The following is a 21217-nucleotide window of genomic DNA, read 5'->3' on the forward strand; positions in this document are numbered from 1 at the left end:
ATTTATTGAATCAATATTGTATAATTACTTGCATAATCGGGGCAAAAAATATTTTTTGCCGGACATTTTCATTTTTTAAGGAGGAAAAAACAATGTCTTATGTTGATACCGTCATCGAAAGTGTTGTAAAGAAAAACCCTAACGAGCCGGAATTTATCCAGGCTGTTACTGAGGTATTAGATTCTCTGCGCCTTGTCGTTGACAATGATGAAAAATACCAGAATGCCGCTCTTCTTGAAAGAATCGTAGAGCCTGAGCGTGTTGTAATGTTCCGTGTGCCATGGGTTGACGACAACGGTAAGGTTCAGGTCAACAGAGGATACCGCGTACAGTTCAACAGCGCTATCGGACCTTACAAAGGCGGCCTTCGTCTTCATCCATCTGTAAATTTAAGCATTATCAAATTCCTTGGCTTTGAGCAGATCTTCAAAAACTCCCTGACCGGCCTTCCTATCGGCGGCGGCAAAGGCGGATCCGATTTCGATCCAAAAGGCAAATCCGACCGCGAGATCATGGCATTCTGCCAGAGCTTCATGACAGAGCTTTGCCGTCACATCGGCGCTGACACAGACGTTCCGGCAGGCGATATCGGCACAGGCGCAAGAGAGATCGGTTATATGTACGGCCAGTACAAGAGAATCCGCAACGTTTCCGAGGGTGTTCTCACAGGTAAAGGTTTATCCTACGGCGGCTCCCTTGCCCGTACAGAAGCTACAGGATACGGCCTTGTATATCTTGTTGAAGAATTATTAAAATCTAAAGGCAATACTATTGAAGGCAAGACTATCGCCGTTTCCGGCGCCGGCAATGTTGCCATCTACGCTATCGAAAAAGCACATCAGCTTGGCGCTAAAGTTGTGACATGCTCCGACTCCACAGGCTGGGTATATGATAAAGACGGCATCGACCTTGACGCTCTCAAAGAGATCAAGGAAGTTAAACGGGCCCGTCTCACAGAGTATAAGAACTACCGTCCAAACGCTGAGTACCATGAAGGCCGCGGCGTATGGTCCGTGAAGTGTGATATCGCTCTTCCATGCGCAACACAGAACGAACTGTTCATCGAAGACGCAAAAGAGCTTGTTGCCAATGGATGCATCGTTGTCGCTGAGGGCGCTAACATGCCTACAACAATGGACGCTACAGAATACTTACAGGCAAACGGCGTATACTTTGCTCCCGGCAAGGCTGCCAATGCCGGCGGTGTTGCCACATCTGCCCTTGAGATGTCCCAGAACAGCATGCGTTATAGCTGGACATTTGAAGAAGTGGACGCTAAACTGAAAGATATTATGGTAAACATCTTCCACAACATTGATGACGCCGCAAAAGAATACGGCGTAGAGAACAACTTTGTTGCCGGCGCAAATATCGCAGGCTTCAAGAAAGTTGCCGATGCTATGCTGGCTCAGGGCGTTTGCTAATTTATCTTAATATCCATTCAGCCATAGAGCTGACTTTATAAAAATCAGGCATATCCCCCTGGAATATATTTTTCCTGTGGGATATGCCTTTTTGATTCTCTCAGACAGCAGACCCGATAAGGCGCTGACCTGTCTATTGGGCCAATGCCGCGCAAGCTTGGAAAAAGTTTACTTTGGCACGCATAAAAATCTCCCGGCCGAACATACTTTTTATCATCGGAAAACATTTTGAATGAGGGAATTTTTATGTATTACTATGCTTCACGCTCCATGGCCATACCGGTTTTTTTTACCATTCTGGGAATTATTTTTACAACATCGGCGGGATTCCTGCTCCACTTTCTGTTCCAGTGGAGTACCGGAGTTCCCGCTGCCGCTCTTTTCTCCGCCGTCAATGAATCCATCTGGGAACATTTAAAACTTTTATATTTTCCTGTATTGCTCTATACTATCCTGGAGGTGAGCGTCTACACTAAAAAAATCCCAGGGTTTCTGTATGCTCGCACCCTTGCCCTTTTAACCGCTCTCCTTTTTATCATCGCCGGTTTTTATACTTACACCGGTGTTGTCGGAAAACATTATCTCTGGGCGGATCTGGCACTATTTTTTTTCTCCGTCTTGATCACTTTTATCCTGACCGTCTATATACAAAAATGGCGCCGGAGACTCCCGGCGCGCACAATGGCAGCGGCGCTGATCCTTTTTAGCGCTACCGCTCTGTTTTTTATTTTCACATTTTATCCGCCCCACATTGGACTTTTTATGGACCCTGCCTCCGGGATTTACGGCATGCCGGAACAGACACGCCTGGAGTCTTATCTAGGGAAAAAGTTATTTTTATAAATAATCTATACTTACCTTTCCCATGACTGGAAACCGGTTCAATCAAATCCCCTTGAACCAGTTTTCCGCTCAAATATTTTCCAGTTCTGAAAGTTTCAAATAATATGCATATCCCCATTATGCAGTTCATTTTTTTCCAAGGTGATTTTACCTTCAAAAAAACACCTCACAAAATGTTCCTGATCCGCCCCTACATTGACAAAGTCCGGCGCCTGTGCCTCACAGCGCTGTGTGCGGTACTTACACCGGGGATAGAAAGGACAGCCTGTATCCCCGATCACTGTGTCCTCAATATCCGCGCCAATATCGTCCGGAGCAAAATGAGCTGTCCGGGAATCATTACCAGAAAGAGCAGACTCAAAAAGCATTTGGGTATAGGGATGGCATGGATTTTTATAAATCTCATCCACCGGCGCCAGTTCCACAATCTGCCCCAGATAGATTACCGCCACACGGTGGCAGATATGACGCACAATGTTCAGATCATGGGATATGAACAAAATCGTCAGACCGCCCTTCTTATGAATATCCAGAAGCAGCTCAAGGATCTGGGACTGAACAGTCACATCCAGCGCTGACACCGGCTCATCAGCCACTAAAAGTCTGGAGTTCATCAAAAGAGCCGCACCGATACTGACACGCTGACGCTGCCCGCCGGACAGCTCATGGGGATAACGGTCATAAAAGGAGGAATCCAGGCCGATCTTCGTCAGCATATCACAGACCATATTCCGGCGCTCCCTTTTTGTGCGGATCCCCCGAACACGCAGAGGTTCCGACATAATCCAGCCAATTCTGCGGGCGGGATTTAAGGAGCCGAAGGGATCCTGAAAAACCATCTGAGGGTGAAGATCCTCATCCATTTTCAGTGTCCCATTATAGTCAGTATTTAAACCGACAATGGTTTTTGCAAGGGTGGATTTTCCACATCCGCTCTCCCCCACAATACCCATCAGTTCTCCTTCATAGACCTGAAGATTTAACTCTTTAATGACCTGCTGACGACCGCTTTTATTGAAGAAACCACCTTCATGATCCCGGTAAAACACGTTCAGATGTTCCATCGTCACAATAGGACGGCGCTTCCTATCCGCTGTGGTATTATCCGGGATAGAAGCTACCAGAGTTTTCGTGTATTCATGCTTAGGGTGTTCCAGAACATCCAGAACTTTCCCCCGCTCTACAATATCGCCGTTATACATGACGATCACATTCTGGCAGATTTCCCGGATCACATTAAGATCATGAGAAATAAATAAAATAGCCACGCCCCGTTCCCGATGGAGCTTTCTAAGCAGCTTTAAAATCTGTCCCTGAACGATCACATCCAAAGCCGTTGTCGGCTCATCGGCGATCAAAAGTTTTGGGGAACAGACCATCGCCTGAGCGATCATTACCCGCTGGCGCATACCGCCGGACAGTTCATGGGGATACTTTTTACACAATCCCTCCGGATCCGACAAGCCCACGTCAGACAGGGCCCGGATCACCTTCTCATGGATCTGCTCTTTGCTCAAACTGGTATGGAGGCGCAGGCTTTCCCCCACCTGCTTTCCGATCTTCATCACAGGATTAAGAGATGTCATCGGCTCCTGGAAGATCATAGACATATCTTTTCCGGATATGGCGCTGCGCTCTTTTTCACTGAGAGCCAACATATCTTTCCCGTCAAACATGATAGTCCCGTCAAGAATATGGGCCTGAGGCGACAAAAGTCCCATGGCGGCCAGTGCGGTCATGGACTTTCCCGAACCAGACTCTCCCACAACGCCAAGGATCTCCCCTTCATCCATAGAAAAAGACAGATCATTGACTACTTTATTCATTTGTCCCTTATCTTCAAAGCCGATGGTCAAATGGCTTACATCAAATAACATACCCATATCGGTTCCTCCTATCGCTCCACTGCCCGGAGGCCTTCGCTGATCATGCTAAAGCCCAGAATAATCAGGATAATCGTCACACCTGGAGCGATGGCGTACCAGGGTGTATTAAACAAATAGGACTGAGCCTCTGAAAGCATACGGCCAAGACTCGGCAGGGGCGGCTGTACTCCAAGTCCCAGGTAGCTCATGCTGGCCTCCGCCAGAACAGCGTTGTTAAAGCCAATGGCCGCCGCCGTAAGCATGCTGACCAGTGTATTTGGCAAAATATGGACAAACATAATACGAAAGGGTCCAACACCCATAACTTTGGCGCTTTTAACAAAATCCAGTTCCTTGCACCGGATCATCTCACTGCGGACAATACGGGCGAAGCTTGGGATAAATAAAATTCCCAGAGCGAGGATCACATTCACCGTCCCAGGCCCCAAAAAACTGATAAACAGCAGTGCCAGCAGTACACTAGGGAACGAGAGAAGAATATCATTTATGCGCATAATAATCTCATCAATCCAGCCGCCAAAATAACCAGTCAGGGCGCCTACCACGGTGCCGATAACCGCCCCCATCAAAACCGTACAGATCGCAACGAAAAAAGTCATGCCGCTGCCGTTCATGACCCGGCTTAAAATATCCCGGCCAAAATTATCGGTTCCGAAGGGATGGGCAAGGCATGGGGCAACGTTGACACTTAACGGGTCCATAGATGTCACTGAGTAAGGCGTCCAGAACTGGCCCACTAAAGCCATAAGGGCAAAAAAGCCGGTCAGACACAGGCCAATGATTAAATTATAATTTCTTTTCTTTTTTATGGAAATTTTCATGGTCACTGCCTCCTCGCCTTATTATGCCTTAACCCGCGGGTCAACCAGACGGTAAAGGATATCTACCAGAAAGTTTACAATAACAACAATGGCCGTAATATAGGTAACGATGGCCTGGACCACCGGATAATCTCTGGCAGAAATGGATGTAATAAGAAGCTGCCCCATTCCCGGAATGCCAAACACCTGCTCCACAATAATACTGCCCGCCATGATCTCGGCAATAATAATCGCCACAAATGTGATCACTGGAATCAGGGCATTGCGAAGAATATGAACATAAAGCACCCGGCTCTTCCCATTACCTCTGCTGTAGGCTGTCCGTACATAGTCTTTGGGCATTTCGCTTAATATGGAATTGCGCAGAAACTTTACCACCATAGCAATTTTAGGCAGAGCTACGGCAATCGCCGGGAAAATCAGGCTGGCCACACAGCCCCAGAAGCTCACCGACGGATCCACAAAAGCCCCCGGCTGGAACCATGACAAAATCAGCCCGAAAATGTAAGTAATGAGTATTCCCAGAAAAAAGGCAGGTATAGCCATTGTGACCTGACTGACCTGATTGATCAGCGTATCCAGCCATTTCCCCGCATACCGGGCACTGACAATCCCCAGCGGCACAGAGATCACAAGGATCAGCACCAGAGACATCACTGCCAGGATCAATGTTACGGGAAGACGGTCCGCCATTAGGGAAGCTACGGTGGATGTATCATACTGGTAGGAATCACCGAAATCTCCCCGTATGGCTCCCCCCAGCCAGTTTACATAACGCTCCGGGAGAGGGTCATCAAGCCCCATCTCTTCCCTGAGCTGAGCTACCTGTTCCGGGGTGGCGTCCGTGCCCAGGCGAGCGGTTGCCGCGTCGCCTGGGATCACTGAAAACGCTGTAAATGTGATCAACGAGATGAACAATAATGTGATAATGAGAGTAACGATTTTTTTCAGTATATATTTCATTGATTTTCGCCTTTTTCCTGCATCTTTAGATTATTGGCCAGCGCCCTCTTTGACATAGATGACGGACATATCCCAGGCCGCGGTGGGATAAAATGTGTATCCGCCCAGGCGTGAATCCATGGCCACAAAATCCGCCGGGTCTTCAATATAAACAGAGGCGGCGTTCTCGGCCAGATTCATCTGAAGTTCTTTGTAAAGCGCTGCTTTCTCATCTGTGTCAATAGCTGCCAGAGCCTGCTCTAAAATACTATCGTATTCTTCATTGGAATAATTGGCAATATTGTTGGAAACTCCGGTGCCATATTTCTGCAGCCAATCGCTGGGGGCCAAAGTGCCGTCAAAGCCAATAACTGTAGCCTGATAATTTCTGTTAGTATAAACATCCTCCAGCCATGTACTCCACTCAACTTTCTGGATAGTGGCGTTAATACCTACAGCGGCAAGCTGTTCTACAATAATCTGGGCTGTATCCACATGCTGGCTGTAAGAGCTTGGCACAGTAATCTCCAGGTCAAAACCATCGCCGTAGCCTGCCTCGGCCAGAAGTTCTTTTGCCTTATTCACATCGTAAGTATACACGGTTTCCGCTTCCGGTTCATACCATGTCTGGAGAGACGGAATCATATGGGAACCGATAATGTGGCTTTTTCCGTCAAAAAGGAAACTGTTGATAGCGTCCCGGTCCACAGCATAGCATAAAGCCTGGCGCACACGCACATCGGAAAGAGGTTCATATTCATTATTTAAAAACATGGCATGAACCAGATTCATATTCCCCTCAACAATCTCAAACTGACTTCCGGACTGGGAAAGGGTCTGGACCTGGGCGGTGGTCAGATAATTCATAATATCTATTGTCCCCGCCTGGAGCTGGGTAAATGCCGTATCTGTGTCCGCAATAAATTTAAACTGAACCTCATCCAGATAAGGCGCGCCTTCCTTCCAATAGTTTTCATTTTTTGCCAGGGTGAGATTTTGTCCCGGCGTATAGGATACATACTTAAAAGGACCGGTCCCGACAGGATTGCCCGCCGGATCTTCGTTGGCTTTTGGTATCACCGCCAGGGTGAGATTGGCCAGAAACTCCGAATTGCCTTCTGTCAGATGAACGGCCACCGTTTTTTCATCCACAATCTCCACCTGATCCAGCAAAGAAAAAGCGGAGGATTCGCCCTGAATCTCCGCATAACGTTCAATGGAATATTTAACATCTTCCGCAGTCACAGCACTTCCATCATGGAATGTCACGCCATCTCTCAATGTAAACGTATAGGTTTTCGCATCATCTGAAATGGTGTAATCGCTGGCAACCGCCGGTTCAAGATCACCGGTGGAAGTGGGCTTTACAAGCCCTTCATAAATATTAAATACCACACTCCGAGTTCCTGCATCCGTTATTTGGTGGGGGTCAAGACTTACCAGGTCCTGTGTCATTCCAAAAACAACACTTCCGCCTGTGGTTGGTGTGTCTTCTGAAGAAGTATTAGCGGCAGTTGATGAAGTCTCTGTATTCTTGTCGCCTCCGCATGCGCAGAGTGCGGCAGATACTAAAAGTACCAGTAAACTACAAAGAATAGTGTTCTTTTTCATTTTGGATTACCTCTCTGATCTCTAATATTTCTCCCATTATTTTATTGTCTTTCTCATTGTATACGCTCGGTGACAAAAAATCAATGTTTTTTTATACTTGTTTTTATACAGTAAACTATATAAAATAATACTAAAGTCTGTCCGCGTATTGACAGCGCGGACACCAGTTCCCATATAAGTACATGGAAAGGGCGGCAGGAATATGAATATTATTGACGATTTACTGGGTTTTTATAATGCTACCCCTCAAGGTGACATTTACCATGACACAGTCATGCACCTGATGGATCATCTCAATCAAATCAGGAATTCCACCATTTATCAGATGGCGGAGATGTGCTATGTCTCCCCAAGCACGATCAGCCGTCTGTGCCGGAAGCTGGGCTGTGAAAGCTACAGCGCTTTCAAGGAAGAAATTGTCCATGTTCTGGATCACTACACTGATTTCAACCGGATTGTCCCCGATATGATGTCAACACCTCAAAAAGATGAATATGACATACTTTTGGATACTGTGGAAAACAGCGTCCGGGAACTCCACTCCATGGATAAGCATATTTATGAAAAGCTGGCCGATGTGATCCACAGTTCACGGCTCATCGGCATTTATTCCTACGGCAATACATCCAGCACTGTTTTTATGCAGAATGCACTCATTGTTGCCGGCCATCAGGTTCGTCCCAACAACAGCCGCAAGCCTTTAAATAACACAAAACAATTTGGCAAAGGCAGCGTTGTTATTTTTCAGTATCCTTATTTCAAGGCCACAGAATATCTGACGAAAGCTCTGAAGGAATGCAGCAAAAACGGTGCCACCACCATTGTCATCACAACCCACGCACCGGAAAAGCTGAAATTGTACGCGGATTTCTTTTTCAATTTCAGCGGCACCCAGACCATCATGGATAATTATGAGAGGGATTTCTTTTTTAATATGGTCGTGATCGCCTACAGAAAAAAATATATTGATCACAAATGTTTGTAGAGGAGGACAATGACTATGTCCATTTTATCCAGGAAAAAAACATCACTGAATATGCTTACAGACACTCCTGGGAAAGCTTTATTCTTCTTTGCGGTTCCCATTATCCTCGGAAACCTTTTTCAGCAATTCTACAATATGGTCGACGGGATCGTTGTCGCCCGTTTTGTCGGCGAGGAAGCTCTGGCTGCCGTAGGAACTACCTATTCTCTGGCCAATGTATTTATCGCGGTTGCCACTGGCGCCGGTATCGGCAGCAGTGTGGTAATCTCTCAATTTCTGGGAGCCCGACAGATAGATGCCATGAAAAGAGCCATTACAACCACACTGATCAACTTCCTTGTTCTCTCTGTTGTTATGGCCGCTATCGGTCTTCTTTTCTGCGATAACATCCTTTACGCCTTAAATACTCCGGACAATGTCTTTGATGAGGCAAGGACCTATCTGAGCATTTATTTCTGGGGACTTCCTTTTCTATTTTTATATAATGCTCTCTCCTCTGTTTTTAATGCGCTGGGAGATTCAAAAACACCTTTAAAACTGCTGATCATGTCCTCATTAACCAATGTCGTTCTTGATCTTGTGTTTGTTGTGTTTTTTCATATGGCTGTCGCGGGCGTGGCCATTGCCACCCTTATCGCCCAGGGGATATCCGCGGTTTTATCTTTTTACATAATGACACGCCGTCTTCAAACTTATCCTTCGTCCGGGAGGTTGCCCCTTTATGACCGGCGCCTGTCCTTAAAAATTATTAAGATCGCCATTCCATCCATTATCCAGCAGACGATTGTCAATCTGGGAATGCTGCTGGTTCAGTCCGTGGTCAACAGCTTTGGTTCTCAGGTCATGGCCGGATATGCGGCGGCCAGCCGTTTTGAAGGGATCTGTGTCATCCCCATGGTTGCCGTAGGTACTGCAGTGTCAACCTTTACCGCCCAGAATATGGGAGCCGGTCAAACAGCCCGCGTTCGAAAAGGATATCACGCCAGTTACCGCCTGGTCATAGCTATCGCAATAATCCTATGCCTTATCCTGGAACTTTTCGGCGATACACTGATCACCGCCTTTCTGGATGGAGATTCCAATGCTTTAGCATTTTCCACAGGTATCGCCTATATGAAATTTCTTGGTTTCTTTTATGTTCTGATCGGATTTAAGTGCAGCGTGGACGGCGTTCTGCGAGGTTCCGGTGATACAATTGTTTTTACTGTGGCCAACCTGGTCAATCTTACAATCCGTGTGGCCTTTGCCCATATTTTTGCCCCTGTTATTGGTGTCTCTGCCGTGTGGTATGCCGTACCGCTGGGCTGGCTATCCAATTACCTGATCTCCTTTTTCTGGTATCTGAGAGGAAAATGGCAGGGGAATCGTGCCATTTAAAATCCACGAAATTTCAAAAAATCCGCACTCCCGAAACGAGAGCGCGGATTTTTAATTTTATCGAAGCTAATATTTTACAGTACAAGAGACGGAGCCGCGTAAGTTCTTGCCGCCAGCTCATTATCCAGCATATATAAAGATTTTGGATCGGAGCCAAACAGCTTAAACTTTTTAATAAGATTCTCCGCGTTTGTCTCCTCCTCACCCTGCTCTTTGACGAACCAGTCTAAAAACTGCATGGTGCGGAAATCCTTTACTGTATTAGCCGCATCATAAATATTATGGATCAGGCTTGTCACATACTGCTCATGTTTGTATCCGGCATCCAGAGGATCGCCTACGCCATTATATGTCTGATCTGGCTTGTCAATGGCCTCCAGAGTCACAGGGCAGCCGTTGTTCTGAAGATATTTGATCATCAGCATGGCGTGATCCCGCTCTTCCTGGGCCTGAACATTATACCAGTTAGCAAAACCGTCCAGTCCTTCCTCAATATAATAATTGGCAAAATCCAGATATAAGTAAGCAGAGTAAAACTCCTTGTTCACCTGTGTGTTTAACAACTGTGCAACTTTAGCGTCTAACATATAGATTCCTCCTGTGATCCTCTCAAAAATGGCTGATTTGCGGACGCGTCCAAAACCACCGGCGCCATCCCAAACAGTCTTTTTCCTAGTAATTCACTAGGAATTCTACAACTTTTTTCATACCTTGTCAACTCCCATCGCCAAACGAAAAAATTCCGCAATGTAGTATATTCTTCTAAAAGATAATATTTACCTACTTTAAAGCTAAAAAAATAATTGTATAAATATCCTGTAAAGTCTATAATTTACCTAACCATCCGGAAGGTATAAGCGTGATAAGATTCTTTTTTTGTAATTGGAGGGATAGATAAAATGTTAAAAAAATTATCTGCAGTTTTCCTATCTGGCATTCTCGCCGTATCCACTGTTCTTGCCGGCTGCGGCAACAGTGAGAACAACGCCCAGAACAATACAGTAACTTCTCAGACTCAGCAAAACAGCGAGGCTTCATCTTCCTCCGTTTCGCAGGACAGCGCCAGCGAACCGGAAGAAATTGTAACTATTGAATACTACGGCATTGATCTGACCGGTACCAATGATATCACAGATATAGCGGACGCAGTCAACGCTATCAGTGAAGAAAAAATCGGTGTTCATGTTAATTTTAATATACTTGATTTCGGCTCATACCTTCAGCAGGTAAGCCTTAAAATGTCTGGCCAGGAACGCATGGATCTCATGCTTTTCGCCCCTGCTCCGCCAGCTACCTTTTCCAGCATGACATCCCAGAATCAGCTCATGGGGATAACGGATCTTCTTGAAGAATACGCGCCAAATGCTCTGGAGGCTGTCGGCGAATTTGTAAAAGGCAACACGGTCAACGGTGAAATTTACGCAGTACCTACAATCGCCGGATTCTCCACCCAGCTTTATGTGATCATGCGCAAAGATATTCTTGAAGCCCTTGACCTTGTGGAAAAAGCGGAAAATCTGTCCTCATGGTCCGAATATGAAGAAATCCTGGCCGCCGTTTATGATGCCAACCAAAACGGCACTTTACCCGAAGAGCTTCAGACTGTATGTTGCCTGAGCAATGCTGACCTGTCCGGCCGCGTTTATCCTCTCCAGGGCGTAATGCTAGGAAGCGATAATTGGTCCGAAAACTATGGCGTAGATATTCTCGGCGACACTTACGGCATTATCTATGCTGATCCTGAAACAGACACAGTAAAACCCTACTATGAATCCGAAGATTACTTTGAAACACTTCAGCGTGTTCAAAGCTGGTATGAAAAAGGCTATATTTATAAAGATGCCTCCATTACTGAAGACAGCGGAGACACTCTGATGGCCAACGGGGTCACATTCTCTTACATTGCCACCGGCCAGGTTGGTATTGATGATATCCGCCGTTCTGTGACCGGATATGATGTTGTGGCCAGTCAGGTATTATCTATTCCTATGGGCAGCAGCGTTTCCCAGACATGGGGACTGTGTATTCCTGTCACCTGCCAGGAACCGGAAGCTGCCGCGAAATTTATCGATCTTCTCTATTCTGACGCTGATGTAATGAATCTTCTGACCTGGGGTATTGAGGGCAGAGATTATACAGTCAACGAAGAAGGAGAAGCTGTCAAAGCGGAGGATGCTGTTTATTCCAGCAATATGTATCTGTGGGGCAACGGTTTTCTCACCTACCCGGCTCAGGGTCAGGGCGGAGATTTTATGGAGCGGCTCCAGGCATCCGATGACGCCGCTGAGGTTTCTAAATATATCGGCTTCTCCGCCGACACATCCCAGTTCAGCAACGAACTGACGGCCATTAACAACGTTATCAACCAGTACCGGTCAACCCTTGAATCCGGAGCCTCCACAGATCTTAAAGGCGAGTATGAGCAGTACTGCCAGGCTATGGAAAACGCCGGTATTCAGAAAGTTATTGATGCTTACCAGCAACAGCTTGAAACCTGGCTTGACAACAATAGTTTCCAAAAATAAATAACACATAAATGAAAAACGGAGCATCCTCAAAGCAGGACACTCCGTTTTCCATTTATACCTTATTTTTTCTTTTCCGAGTACTGAGAAATCACTTTAAACTTCCGCACATGGGACGGTGTTGCCTGATAACGCCTGTAAAAGTACTTTCGAAAAATCTTATAATCATCAAATCCATGGCGGATAATGATATCTCTAATTGAATCGTCCGTATCTATAATATCCCGATAAATTTTAATAATCCGGTAATCATTAAGATATTCCATGAAACTCATTCCTGTAAGCTTTTTGAAAAAACGACAGAAATAATTAGGCTGAAGATGGAGAATGCCTGCCGCGTCATTAAGACCGATAGATTCATTGTAATGGTCTTCAATATAGGATGTCAATATTTCCAGACGATGCTTCTGTGTATCACTAAGAGCGATCTGTTCCAGGCGGGCATCCTTTTTGCGCTGCTGGTAAAGGTAGCTTAACAAATAAAACAGTTCCCCGTAAAAATCCAGGAAATTACTTTCGAGAGACGCTTCATATAAATGATTGCACCGCATCAACCATTCTCCGATCACCGCCTTCTGCTCTTTTGAAAAAACATTTGGAAATACCGGCAGAGGCTCATTAGGCGCAAAACGTTTGAAAAAGTTGCTTGGAATGATCATCGTAATAGATGTATCGCCCTTTTCAGACACAAAAGAATGGGGCTCACCCGGATTAATGGCAAAAAAATCGCCCGGTCCGGCCACATATTTATCATGATGGATCATAACCTGGAAACTCCCCTCAATCTCAAAATTAAACTCGTAGGCGTCATGCCAATGGTAAGGAACATAGCCTGGAGGCACGACCCTTGGACTAAAAACAATATCCACAGGCTCTTTCGTCTTCCATATTTCCTGATGTTCCATGACATTTCATCTCCTAATCTGCGTGTGACTTTTTATGGCTTTATCATAGCATACCGTCTTTAATCTGTCATTTGTTATTTCTCTACCACAAGTTTATCTATATTTTCCTCAAATCAGTATTTTCACTATCCATAAACAAAGATCTATGTTAAGATTAGATATAATCCACAGTTTCAGCGGATCATCGTCACCAAAGATCCGGCAAATATTTATGAGGAGGAGGTGTCCTTTATGAAACTGAGAAAAAAGATACTGATTGTGCTGGTCATCATTGCTCTGCTGGCCCTTTTCATAAAATACAGCGATCGTGTGCTGGACATGGCCAACCTTATGATTACCGTACTGCGCCCGCTGGCCCTGGGCTGTGTCCTTGCCTATATTTTAAATATTCCGGTCTCAAGGATCGAAAGCCTTCCGATCTTTCAATCCGAAAAACCATGGGTAAAAAAAATCAAGCGTCCGATAAGTATTGTTGGCTCCATCGTTATCATTGCCGCCATTATTGTCCTGATCACCCTCATTGTCATACCACAGCTTGTCCAGGCAATCTCTGTTTTAACTAAGGAAATCCCATCGGCGATCTCCGACATGATGAACTGGCTGTCTTCCTCAGACAGAGACTGGCCAAGGCTTCAAAGTATTCTCCAATCACTGAATGTCAACTGGGATCAATTGCTTCAAAAACTCATGTCCCACCTGACCAACGGCCTGAGCAATATTTTTTCCTCCACCGTATATGTGCTGAGCAGTATTGCCTCCACAGTGATCACCTTCGTCGTGGCGCTGATTTTTTCCTTTTATCTTCTGGCCGGAAAAGAAAAGCTCCTGACTCAGTTCCAGTCTGTGGCAAAAACATATATTAAAGGAAAATACTTCAACCGGATCTCCCTGTTTTTATCCACGGCCCACGACACCTTCACTAAATTCATTGTCGGACAGTGTACAGAGGCGGTGATCCTCGGCGCCCTGTGTACAGTGGGCATGTTCATTTTCAGATTTCCCTATGCCGCCATGGTAGGCACTCTGGTGGGCGCCACCGCCCTGCTTCCAGTTGTCGGTGCTTACCTAGGTGCCGCGGTGGGCGCGTTTATGATCTTTACCGTCAATCCTATCCGCGCTATTGCCTTTTTAATCTTCATTGCTATTCTTCAGCAGATCGAAGGCAATCTGATCTATCCCAGAGTGGTTGGTTCCTCCGTGGGACTTCCCGGCATATGGGTTCTGTGCGCAGTTACTGTAGGCGGCGGCCTGAACGGCATCATTGGCATGTTGTTTGCCGTCCCCATCACAGCAACCCTTTATAAGCTGCTCCAAAAAGATGTTCGCAAAAAACGGGAGCTTGTACAAACATCCCCGCCAACAAACAACACCGGTCAGTCAAATCCCCCGCAGCAAGCTGATGGACATGGAAATAGTTAGCGCAGCGTAAGCTCTCTTTTACATCACCAGCTCCGAGTGGGCGCTATCCAAAGCTGACACGAGATTACTGAGAAGATCCAACCGTCCGTAAGCGCCGGACATAATGACAATGACATAGGGATGATCCGGTTTCATAACAATCCCGGCATCATTTTGTACCGTCATGTAACCGCCCGCTCCGATCCATCCCGCCTTGGAATATGTGGTGTAAGTTCCGCCCAGAGTATTTAAAATACTTGACTGAAGTGTGTTGGTAAAAAGCTGGGCGCACCACTGGGAATTTTCCTGGCCGCCTGTAAAAAAGCCGTAGCATTTAATCCACATCTGGGCCAGTTCCTTAGGCGTCAGCCCTGGATAATTCCTGGATGTGTCCACGCTGGTACAGCCGGCCTCGCTGACCCACTGGCGAAACAAAGCGGAACCGAAAGTGGCCCTCAGTGACGCATAGCCCTCATTGCTGGACACCATAATGGTCTGGCGCATGGTATTTCCCCAGGCAGAAACAGAGGAGGGAATCATTTCATTAAGGCATACAACATAGGGGCCTTTAATGGTGCTGGCAGAGTAAAATTCCTTCTGACTGTTATAACTGATGCCCTGTCCGGTATGAAGATCTACCATGACAAATCCCACGTCATATCCCGCAACGGAAAAGTCATTGACAGCGCTTTGAATGCGGTTTAACGCCTGAGGCGAAACAGATGACCACGCGTTAAAGACTTGAAGCGGATTACTATCCGGAATCTCTATGGCCGCATCTTCGCAGATAATCCCAAGGTTCTGACACCGGCTGGCAAATTCAGGCATTCGCAAACATTCGCCAAGGATCACATCTCTCCCGGCGCCGCCGGCCAGCCGCTGGATAAGCCCTGAAAAATCTTCGCCCGACATATCCTTTTGGAGAATAAAGGTATAGATACAGCCCAGGAAATCTTCGTTGGAACACTGTCTGGCCTGATACTCTGCCGACAAAAAAATACTTTTCACAAAATTATTGCCAGAAATTTTTCTGTTGATCAGAAGATTCAGCGCATTTTCCTGCTCCAGAACAGAACATGGTCTGCCAAGTGCAGACGCATACAGATCATACACCCATAAAGTCAGCGCCTGATTTACATCGCGGATCTGACCGGAAGCGGCACTTCCCCGGATAATCTCATACCGCTCACACAGCGCGGCAAATTCCTGGGAATTAATAAACCCGCAGCACACAAAATTCCGGGTCATTCCCCGATTTAGAAGATCCAGCCAGGAAGCCTTTCCCTCATCGTCTGCCTGGCGGTCAAATAAGGCTCTGTATAACAGATCCACATAAGCTTCGTCCGAGAGATTTTTGTTGACGCACTCTTCACTGAAAATAAAACCCTGGACAATCTGGGCTCCGGTGGCACTCCCCTGGATCAACTGGGCCTTCCACTGCTCTTTTCCCACAGAATCTGACGTCCTGCCAAGGGCTGTCACGTACATCCGCTCCACAAACTGATCAATCAGAACGATCTGACGGCTATTTTCATTATTTTCAATCGTTCCCGGCCGGATGCCGTAACGGCCGCAAAGATTTTTAAATTCCTCTGAATTAATAAACCCTTTACAAACCGCCTCCCTGCTAACCCCGGCCTGAAGCTGGATAAGCCACTGCTCATACCACGCCCTCATACCTTCAGCATCGGGATTTCTTCCTAAAATAATGACATACAGCCGGTTAAGAAAATCATAGACGCCCTGTTTTTCAAACACGGTCTCCTCCTGAAATTCTCTTACGCTATCGGCCTCACTTCCGTAGCTCTTCCACGGCCAGGCAAGAATGAATGCTGCCAATAATATTCCCCATAAAACTTTTGCACTTTTCGTTAAGACCACTCTCCTTTCAAAAAAGCCGGCAGCTTTACAAAATTGCAAAAGCCGCCGGCCATCGGGATTATTTATAAAAATCGTAGTATACCTGCCCCGGCTCCAGGCCACCCCGGTACTGGGCCAGTTCGCTGACGGTCACTAACTGATATCCTCTGTTTACCAGTTCCGGGATAATGATCTGAGCGGCAAGGGCTGTAGGACGATGAAGATCATGCATGATCACCACATCTCCGTCCCGAACATTATTTAACACCGCATTGACGGTCGATGTTACATCTCTCGTCTTCCAGTCCGCCGTATCCAAAGACCACATAATAATAGGCTTGCCCACATTTGCCCGTACGGTAGCGTTTTGACTTCCTCCCGGCGGACGCATGACGGTCGCCGGCGCTCCTGTCACGTTAAGAAGATTATTGTCGGTAATGGACATTTCGCTGACAATCCCGGAAGGACTAAGTGTTGCCAGATCCGCATGGGTATTGGAGTGGCTTCCGATCTCGCATCCCATATCATAGGCTCGCTTTACCGTGTTGGGATACACAGGTATCCACTCTCCCACAACAAAAAATGTTGCCACCTGGCCATACTGCTCCAATGTATCCAGTATGATTGGCGTATGGGCTGACGGTCCATCGTCAAAAGTCAGGGCTACCATCGGCTTGTCCGGATCAATGAGCCTTCCGGTTGCCTGAACCCCCATAGCCTGGCATCTGGCTGCAAAAGTTTCCCCGGTAAGGCACTCCTCCAGGATATCGCTGCGGGAACTGCCATTTTTAAGAGCAGAAAGCTGACGGCTGTAATCACCGCTGGTTTTATCCGCCTGAAGGACTGTGTCATAAAGAAAATCCATGAAAGCTTCGTCACTGACAGATCTCGCCGAAAATTCAGCAGACTCCACAATTCCTCTGACATATGTATAACCGTTGGTTTCATTATTAAAGAACAGGTTCAGGGCGTTTTCCAGTTCACTTTGAGAAAATCCCCTTCCAAGCCCTTTAAGGTACATATCCGCCACAAAAACTGTCAGAGATTCATTGCGGTCGCGGATATCTTCCGACACAGCGCTTCCCTTCTCAATACCATATTTCTGGCACAGTGCGGCAAATTCATCGGAATTAATAAAGCCATTGCACACATAATCCCGGGTCAGGCCATGATCCAGCAAGTTTTTCCAGCCTGCCAGTCCGTCTGGATCCGCCTCCCGGTCAAAAAGGCTGGCGTATAAAAGACGGATATAGTCTTCATCGAAAAGATTCATATTTTGGCATTCCTGGCTGAATACAAAACCTTTAACCACCTGGGCGCCTGTGGAACTTCCCTCAATAAGAAGTTTCTTCCAAGATTCCAGTCCGTCTGGATCCGCTTCTCTGCCAAGAGTTACCTGATAGAGTCTGCGCACAAACTGATCTACCAGATAAATCTGCTGTCCGTTAGATGGCGCTTCAATGGTTCCCTTGACAATACCAAAGTTCTGACACAGCGCGGCAAATTCCTGAGAATCCACAAAACCTTTACAGATCGTCAGCCGGGAGACTCCCGCGTCTAACTGGGCGAGCCACTGTTCATACCCTTCGGCATCCGGTTCCCGGTCAAACAGTGCCCGGTATAAAATTTCCACATACTGGGCATTGCTGTAATTTTTCTCTTCAAACTCGCGGCTGAACAAAAAATCTCTGGCCACCTGAGCGCCGCTCTGACCACCGCTGACCAACTGGCCGTACCACGCGTCCAGCCCGGCCGCATCCGGCTCCCGGTCCAAAACGACCTGATACAGGCGGACAACAAAATCCCGGACGCCCTGATTGTCGTAGGACGATTGGGCATATCCTCTGGAGCCAAACTGAATAAACAGAATTGCCGCGATGAGGAAAAATGCCCCGATTCTTTTGTACATTTTTCTCATTCTCTTCTCCCCCTTTTTAAATTAATGATACACATCCCCCGAAGGGTTTATAGTAAGCGACATTGTCGTTTACTATATTTACTGGATTCCGTATTCCCGGCATATCTCCTGAAATTCCAAAGAATCCGCAAATCCATTAAACACATGCTCCCTGCCCTGGCCGCTTTCAAGAACTCTGATCCAGGCATTCAGTCCGTCGGCATCCGCCTCCCGGTCCATAAATACCCGGTACAGCACTTTGACAAATTCCTGGTCAGACAGATTTTTCCCCTTAAATTCATTGGAAAAAACAAATCCCCAGGCCGCCTCTTTTGCTGTATTGGCTCCGGTCAGGATCTGGGTACACCATGCGTTTAAACCATCCTCATCAGCTTCCCGTCCAAGGCAGAGACGGTAACAGCGAACCAGGAACTTTGTGACCCCTTCATTTTGATCTCTCGGTGCGGTTAAAGCCACATTTCCCCGGTGGATACCATACTCCCGACAAATTTCTGTAAATTCATCAGACTCGGCAAATCCCTTAAAAACATGAAGTCTGGAAAGGCCGTCATCAAGGACGTTCAACCATGCCTGCAGCCCTGAGGCGTCCGGTTCCCTGTCAAAAAATGTCCGGTATAATATTTTCAAATATTCTTCGCCGCTTATCGTCCTCGCCTTAAATTCATCGCTGTCAATAAAGCCCTGAGCCACTTTGGCCCCCTGCTCTCTGCCTTCTTTCAAAACCTTTGTCCATGATGCCAGTCCAGAAGGATCAGGAGAGCGATCCAAAATATATTCATACAGCCGGGCCACAAACTCTTCTACAGGATCGTCATAGGCCTGCATACCGGGATCCTCAGATGTATCTGGCTGCCCCGGCGTCCCGGTCTGGCTGCCGCCTCCCGTCTGACCACTGTCTCCGGTCTGAGTACCGTTTTCTGTTTGAGTACCGTTTTCTGTCTGGGAGCCGCTCTCCAGTTCTGCCGGCCCGGTTTCTTCAAGAACAACCCGCAAAAATTTCCCGGAGCCGTCCCAGAGTACGCCGATCATCTGATCATTTTTCACCGCAAATTCCGTCAGTGTATATCCCGGATATGTCTTATCCACGGAAAAGTATACAGCCGAACTGCCCCTTGCGGGATCAAAACTATAAACGCCTTTGCTGTCGCTGTAATACAAAACGTTTCCAAGCAGGTGGAGATATGCCCCATCTCCGGCGGAAAAATTCTGCTTGTCAGAGCCGTCGATTTTAGCCCGGCAGATTGTCCCCGGCGACTGGAGATAGTACCAGTAAGTATTGTAATAGCTCATATCTGACGCCGCATTGTAAAAACAATAGCTGTTAAATGCCTGGCTGACAGGCGCGTCAGGCACGTCGTCATCCCAGGAAAAATAACCCAGGGCCGTCATCTCACTGTCGCTTTTTAAGAAACTTTTATGTACACAATAGCCTTCATCGGCATAGTCATTATTGGGCAGCCCCATAGCCGTCGTACCGTACAGCACCGGATCATCCCATGTGGCGTCAACATGATACCATACCCCATCAATATAAACCATATTCCATATATGATTCATGGATGGACTAGCCACAAGACAACTGTCAATGCCGAGGGCCTTCATCATCGCGCCAAAAGTTTCCGCGTAACCCTGGCACACCGCCTTTCCATCAATGAGAACCCCCCAGGCAGAATAGGAATGAACGCTGACCGTATTATTTACATAATTCTCCTGGTCATAATCACATACCCGCACGATATAGTCATGAACCGCCAGCACCTTTTCCACCACAGTCATACGGCTGTCCACACAGTCCAGGGCTTTATCAAGGGCAGCTTCCAGCTCAGACAGTTCCCCCTTAATCCGGTCAACATCCGGCTCCTGAGTCCCGCTGATAAGGTAACTGCTGTCGCAGGTCCATCTTACCGAGGCAATATTATCATTCTGGTCATAGAGGTATGAAAATCCGCTGATATAAAAATATCTGTAATCTGAATTTAAAATATCCGACGCAATATCTGTAAGCATCTGCACTGTGGCGCTGTCCCTTTTCAGTCCGAGATCTGAGACATCCACCTGAAAGACAAACTGCTCCAGTGCCGAGGCCAGCTCCTGGCGAAGCACGCTCTCCACATCCAGGGCAAAAGTACTGATCTCATTGGCAAACATATAGGCGCTCTCATACCCGCCCAGATGATTTATATTTAAAGACAGCGCTTCCTCCCACATTTCATCGCCTGAATCTGCGGTCACGGCCTCGACGCCATCCTCAAAATCTGACGCGTAGGCCCCCGGCATGGCAAAGAACAGAATAAGGACGGCGCCCAGTCCTCCGATCAAGTATTTGAATCCTTTCATTATTCTCTTTCCTTCCAGATAGACTGCCAGTATATTAAGCCGGCATTTGTTTTTTGCTTTATTTTGTGTAACAGTTCAGCACATCAGGGATTAAGGGTTAAACTGCTGCTATCTTTTATTTTACCGAATAACAGGCGGCTTGACAATCGCTTTTCTGAATTAATTTTGCTAACTTTGCATGCGAGTTACACTAAAGTTCTGTTTTGAATATAAAAAGTCACGCAAAGCCTTATTTTACGCGATTTTTGCTTGCCAAACCTCCGATTTAGTGGTATGATTTTAGTGCAACGGTTACACTAAAAGGAGGAACCACATGTACTACAATTTCGCTGTCCAGATACCCTCGGAAAAAGGAAAAATCCTGACCAAGGCTAAGGGCGGATCT

Annotated in this window: 15 protein-coding genes; 6 read left to right on the top strand and 9 right to left on the bottom strand. The window is 46.8% G+C overall.

The genetic code is table 11. The annotated features are described in order from the left end of the window. Positions 1 to 92 precede the first annotated feature (92 nt). Both gdhA and HNP82_RS13940 read left to right on the top strand, forming a co-directional pair. Positions 93 to 1424: an NADP-specific glutamate dehydrogenase gene (gene gdhA / locus HNP82_RS13935; protein ID WP_183775691.1), complete on the top strand. Its 1332-nt coding sequence runs from the start codon at positions 93 to 95 to the stop codon at positions 1422 to 1424. A gap of 246 nt (positions 1425 to 1670) precedes the next feature. Next, positions 1671 to 2267, top strand: coding sequence for a DUF6512 family protein (locus tag HNP82_RS13940; RefSeq protein ID WP_183775693.1), 597 nt, complete (start codon positions 1671 to 1673; stop codon positions 2265 to 2267). 95 nt (positions 2268 to 2362) lie between these two features. Here the strand turns inward: HNP82_RS13940 and HNP82_RS13945 are convergent, their stop codons facing one another. Genes HNP82_RS13945 through HNP82_RS13960 form a run of 4 tightly spaced genes read right to left on the bottom strand, consistent with a single transcriptional unit; the run spans position 2363 to position 7311 of the window. Further along, a complete protein-coding gene (locus HNP82_RS13945) occupies positions 2363 to 4150 on the bottom strand; it encodes a dipeptide ABC transporter ATP-binding protein (RefSeq protein WP_183775695.1) in 1788 nt (595 codons plus the stop codon). 11 nt (positions 4151 to 4161) lie between these two features. Further along, complete coding sequence (locus HNP82_RS13950; protein ID WP_183775696.1) at positions 4162 to 4974, bottom strand: ABC transporter permease; 813 nt, start codon at positions 4972 to 4974, stop codon at positions 4162 to 4164. Positions 4975 to 4995: 21 nt separating this feature from the next. Further along, entirely contained in the window at positions 4996 to 5937 is a 942-nt protein-coding gene (locus HNP82_RS13955) for an ABC transporter permease (RefSeq protein ID WP_183775698.1), read from the bottom strand. A 30-nt stretch (positions 5938 to 5967) separates the two neighbouring features. Next, positions 5968 to 7311: an ABC transporter substrate-binding protein gene (locus tag HNP82_RS13960; RefSeq protein WP_330599619.1), complete on the bottom strand. Its 1344-nt coding sequence runs from the start codon at positions 7309 to 7311 to the stop codon at positions 5968 to 5970. A gap of 418 nt (positions 7312 to 7729) precedes the next feature. Between HNP82_RS13960 and HNP82_RS13965 the strand changes: the two genes are divergently transcribed. Continuing rightward, positions 7730 to 8512, top strand: a complete 783-nt coding sequence (locus HNP82_RS13965; RefSeq protein ID WP_183775701.1) for a MurR/RpiR family transcriptional regulator — start codon at positions 7730 to 7732, stop codon at positions 8510 to 8512. Between the two features lie 9 nt (positions 8513 to 8521). Beyond that, complete coding sequence (locus tag HNP82_RS13970) at positions 8522 to 9889, top strand: MATE family efflux transporter (protein WP_183775702.1); 1368 nt, start codon at positions 8522 to 8524, stop codon at positions 9887 to 9889. 74 nt (positions 9890 to 9963) lie between these two features. Here the strand turns inward: HNP82_RS13970 and HNP82_RS13975 are convergent, their stop codons facing one another. Then, the gene (locus HNP82_RS13975) at positions 9964 to 10476 is read right to left on the bottom strand and encodes a ferritin (protein ID WP_183775703.1); all 513 of its coding nucleotides are present in this window, start codon (positions 10474 to 10476) and stop codon (positions 9964 to 9966) included. A gap of 312 nt (positions 10477 to 10788) precedes the next feature. Between HNP82_RS13975 and HNP82_RS13980 the strand changes: the two genes are divergently transcribed. Next, the gene (locus HNP82_RS13980; protein WP_183775704.1) at positions 10789 to 12414 is read left to right on the top strand and encodes an ABC transporter substrate-binding protein; all 1626 of its coding nucleotides are present in this window, start codon (positions 10789 to 10791) and stop codon (positions 12412 to 12414) included. Positions 12415 to 12476: 62 nt separating this feature from the next. Here the strand turns inward: HNP82_RS13980 and HNP82_RS13985 are convergent, their stop codons facing one another. Next, entirely contained in the window at positions 12477 to 13319 is an 843-nt protein-coding gene (locus HNP82_RS13985) for a helix-turn-helix transcriptional regulator (protein WP_183775705.1), read from the bottom strand. A gap of 231 nt (positions 13320 to 13550) precedes the next feature. Here HNP82_RS13985 and HNP82_RS13990 point away from each other — a divergent pair, with 231 nt between their 5' ends. Beyond that, positions 13551 to 14738 (top strand): AI-2E family transporter, encoded by a 1188-nt coding sequence (locus HNP82_RS13990; protein ID WP_183775706.1) that lies wholly within the window; start codon positions 13551 to 13553, stop codon positions 14736 to 14738. 18 nt (positions 14739 to 14756) lie between these two features. On the opposite strand, the gene HNP82_RS13995 is transcribed toward HNP82_RS13990, so the two are convergent. The 3 genes from HNP82_RS13995 to HNP82_RS14005 form a co-directional block, all read right to left on the bottom strand. Then, positions 14757 to 16556, bottom strand: a complete 1800-nt coding sequence (locus HNP82_RS13995; protein WP_183775708.1) for a DUF4214 domain-containing protein — start codon at positions 16554 to 16556, stop codon at positions 14757 to 14759. A 100-nt stretch (positions 16557 to 16656) separates the two neighbouring features. After that, on the bottom strand, positions 16657 to 18495 hold the full coding sequence (locus HNP82_RS14000; RefSeq protein ID WP_183775710.1) for a DUF4214 domain-containing protein: 1839 nt from the start codon (positions 18493 to 18495) through the stop codon (positions 16657 to 16659). 78 nt (positions 18496 to 18573) lie between these two features. Next, a complete protein-coding gene (locus tag HNP82_RS14005; RefSeq protein WP_183775712.1) occupies positions 18574 to 20832 on the bottom strand; it encodes a DUF4214 domain-containing protein in 2259 nt (752 codons plus the stop codon). Positions 20833 to 21217 lie beyond the last annotated feature (385 nt).

The organism is Catenibacillus scindens, assembly GCF_014202115.1.
GTDB lineage: Bacteria > Bacillota > Clostridia > Lachnospirales > Lachnospiraceae > Catenibacillus > Catenibacillus scindens.

Bases quoted from the DNA above. Each gene is read 5' to 3' on its own strand.
- HNP82_RS13955 (WP_183775698.1), bottom strand. From the start codon at position 5,937: ATGAAATATATACTGAAAAAAATCGTTACTCTCATTATCACATTATTG.
- HNP82_RS13965 (WP_183775701.1), top strand. From the start codon at position 7,730: ATGAATATTATTGACGATTTACTGGGTTTTTATAATGCTACCCCTCAA.
- HNP82_RS13940 (WP_183775693.1), top strand. From the start codon at position 1,671: ATGTATTACTATGCTTCACGCTCCATGGCCATACCGGTTTTTTTTACC.
- HNP82_RS13985 (WP_183775705.1), bottom strand. From the start codon at position 13,319: ATGGAACATCAGGAAATATGGAAGACGAAAGAGCCTGTGGATATTGTT.
- HNP82_RS13990 (WP_183775706.1), top strand. From the start codon at position 13,551: ATGAAACTGAGAAAAAAGATACTGATTGTGCTGGTCATCATTGCTCTG.
- HNP82_RS13975 (WP_183775703.1), bottom strand. From the start codon at position 10,476: ATGTTAGACGCTAAAGTTGCACAGTTGTTAAACACACAGGTGAACAAG.
- HNP82_RS13970 (WP_183775702.1), top strand. From the start codon at position 8,522: ATGACTATGTCCATTTTATCCAGGAAAAAAACATCACTGAATATGCTT.
- HNP82_RS13950 (WP_183775696.1), bottom strand. From the start codon at position 4,974: ATGAAAATTTCCATAAAAAAGAAAAGAAATTATAATTTAATCATTGGC.
- HNP82_RS14000 (WP_183775710.1), bottom strand. From the start codon at position 18,495: ATGAGAAAAATGTACAAAAGAATCGGGGCATTTTTCCTCATCGCGGCA.
- gdhA (WP_183775691.1), top strand. From the start codon at position 93: ATGTCTTATGTTGATACCGTCATCGAAAGTGTTGTAAAGAAAAACCCT.
- HNP82_RS14005 (WP_183775712.1), bottom strand. From the start codon at position 20,832: ATGAAAGGATTCAAATACTTGATCGGAGGACTGGGCGCCGTCCTTATT.
- HNP82_RS13980 (WP_183775704.1), top strand. From the start codon at position 10,789: ATGTTAAAAAAATTATCTGCAGTTTTCCTATCTGGCATTCTCGCCGTA.
- HNP82_RS13945 (WP_183775695.1), bottom strand. From the start codon at position 4,150: ATGGGTATGTTATTTGATGTAAGCCATTTGACCATCGGCTTTGAAGAT.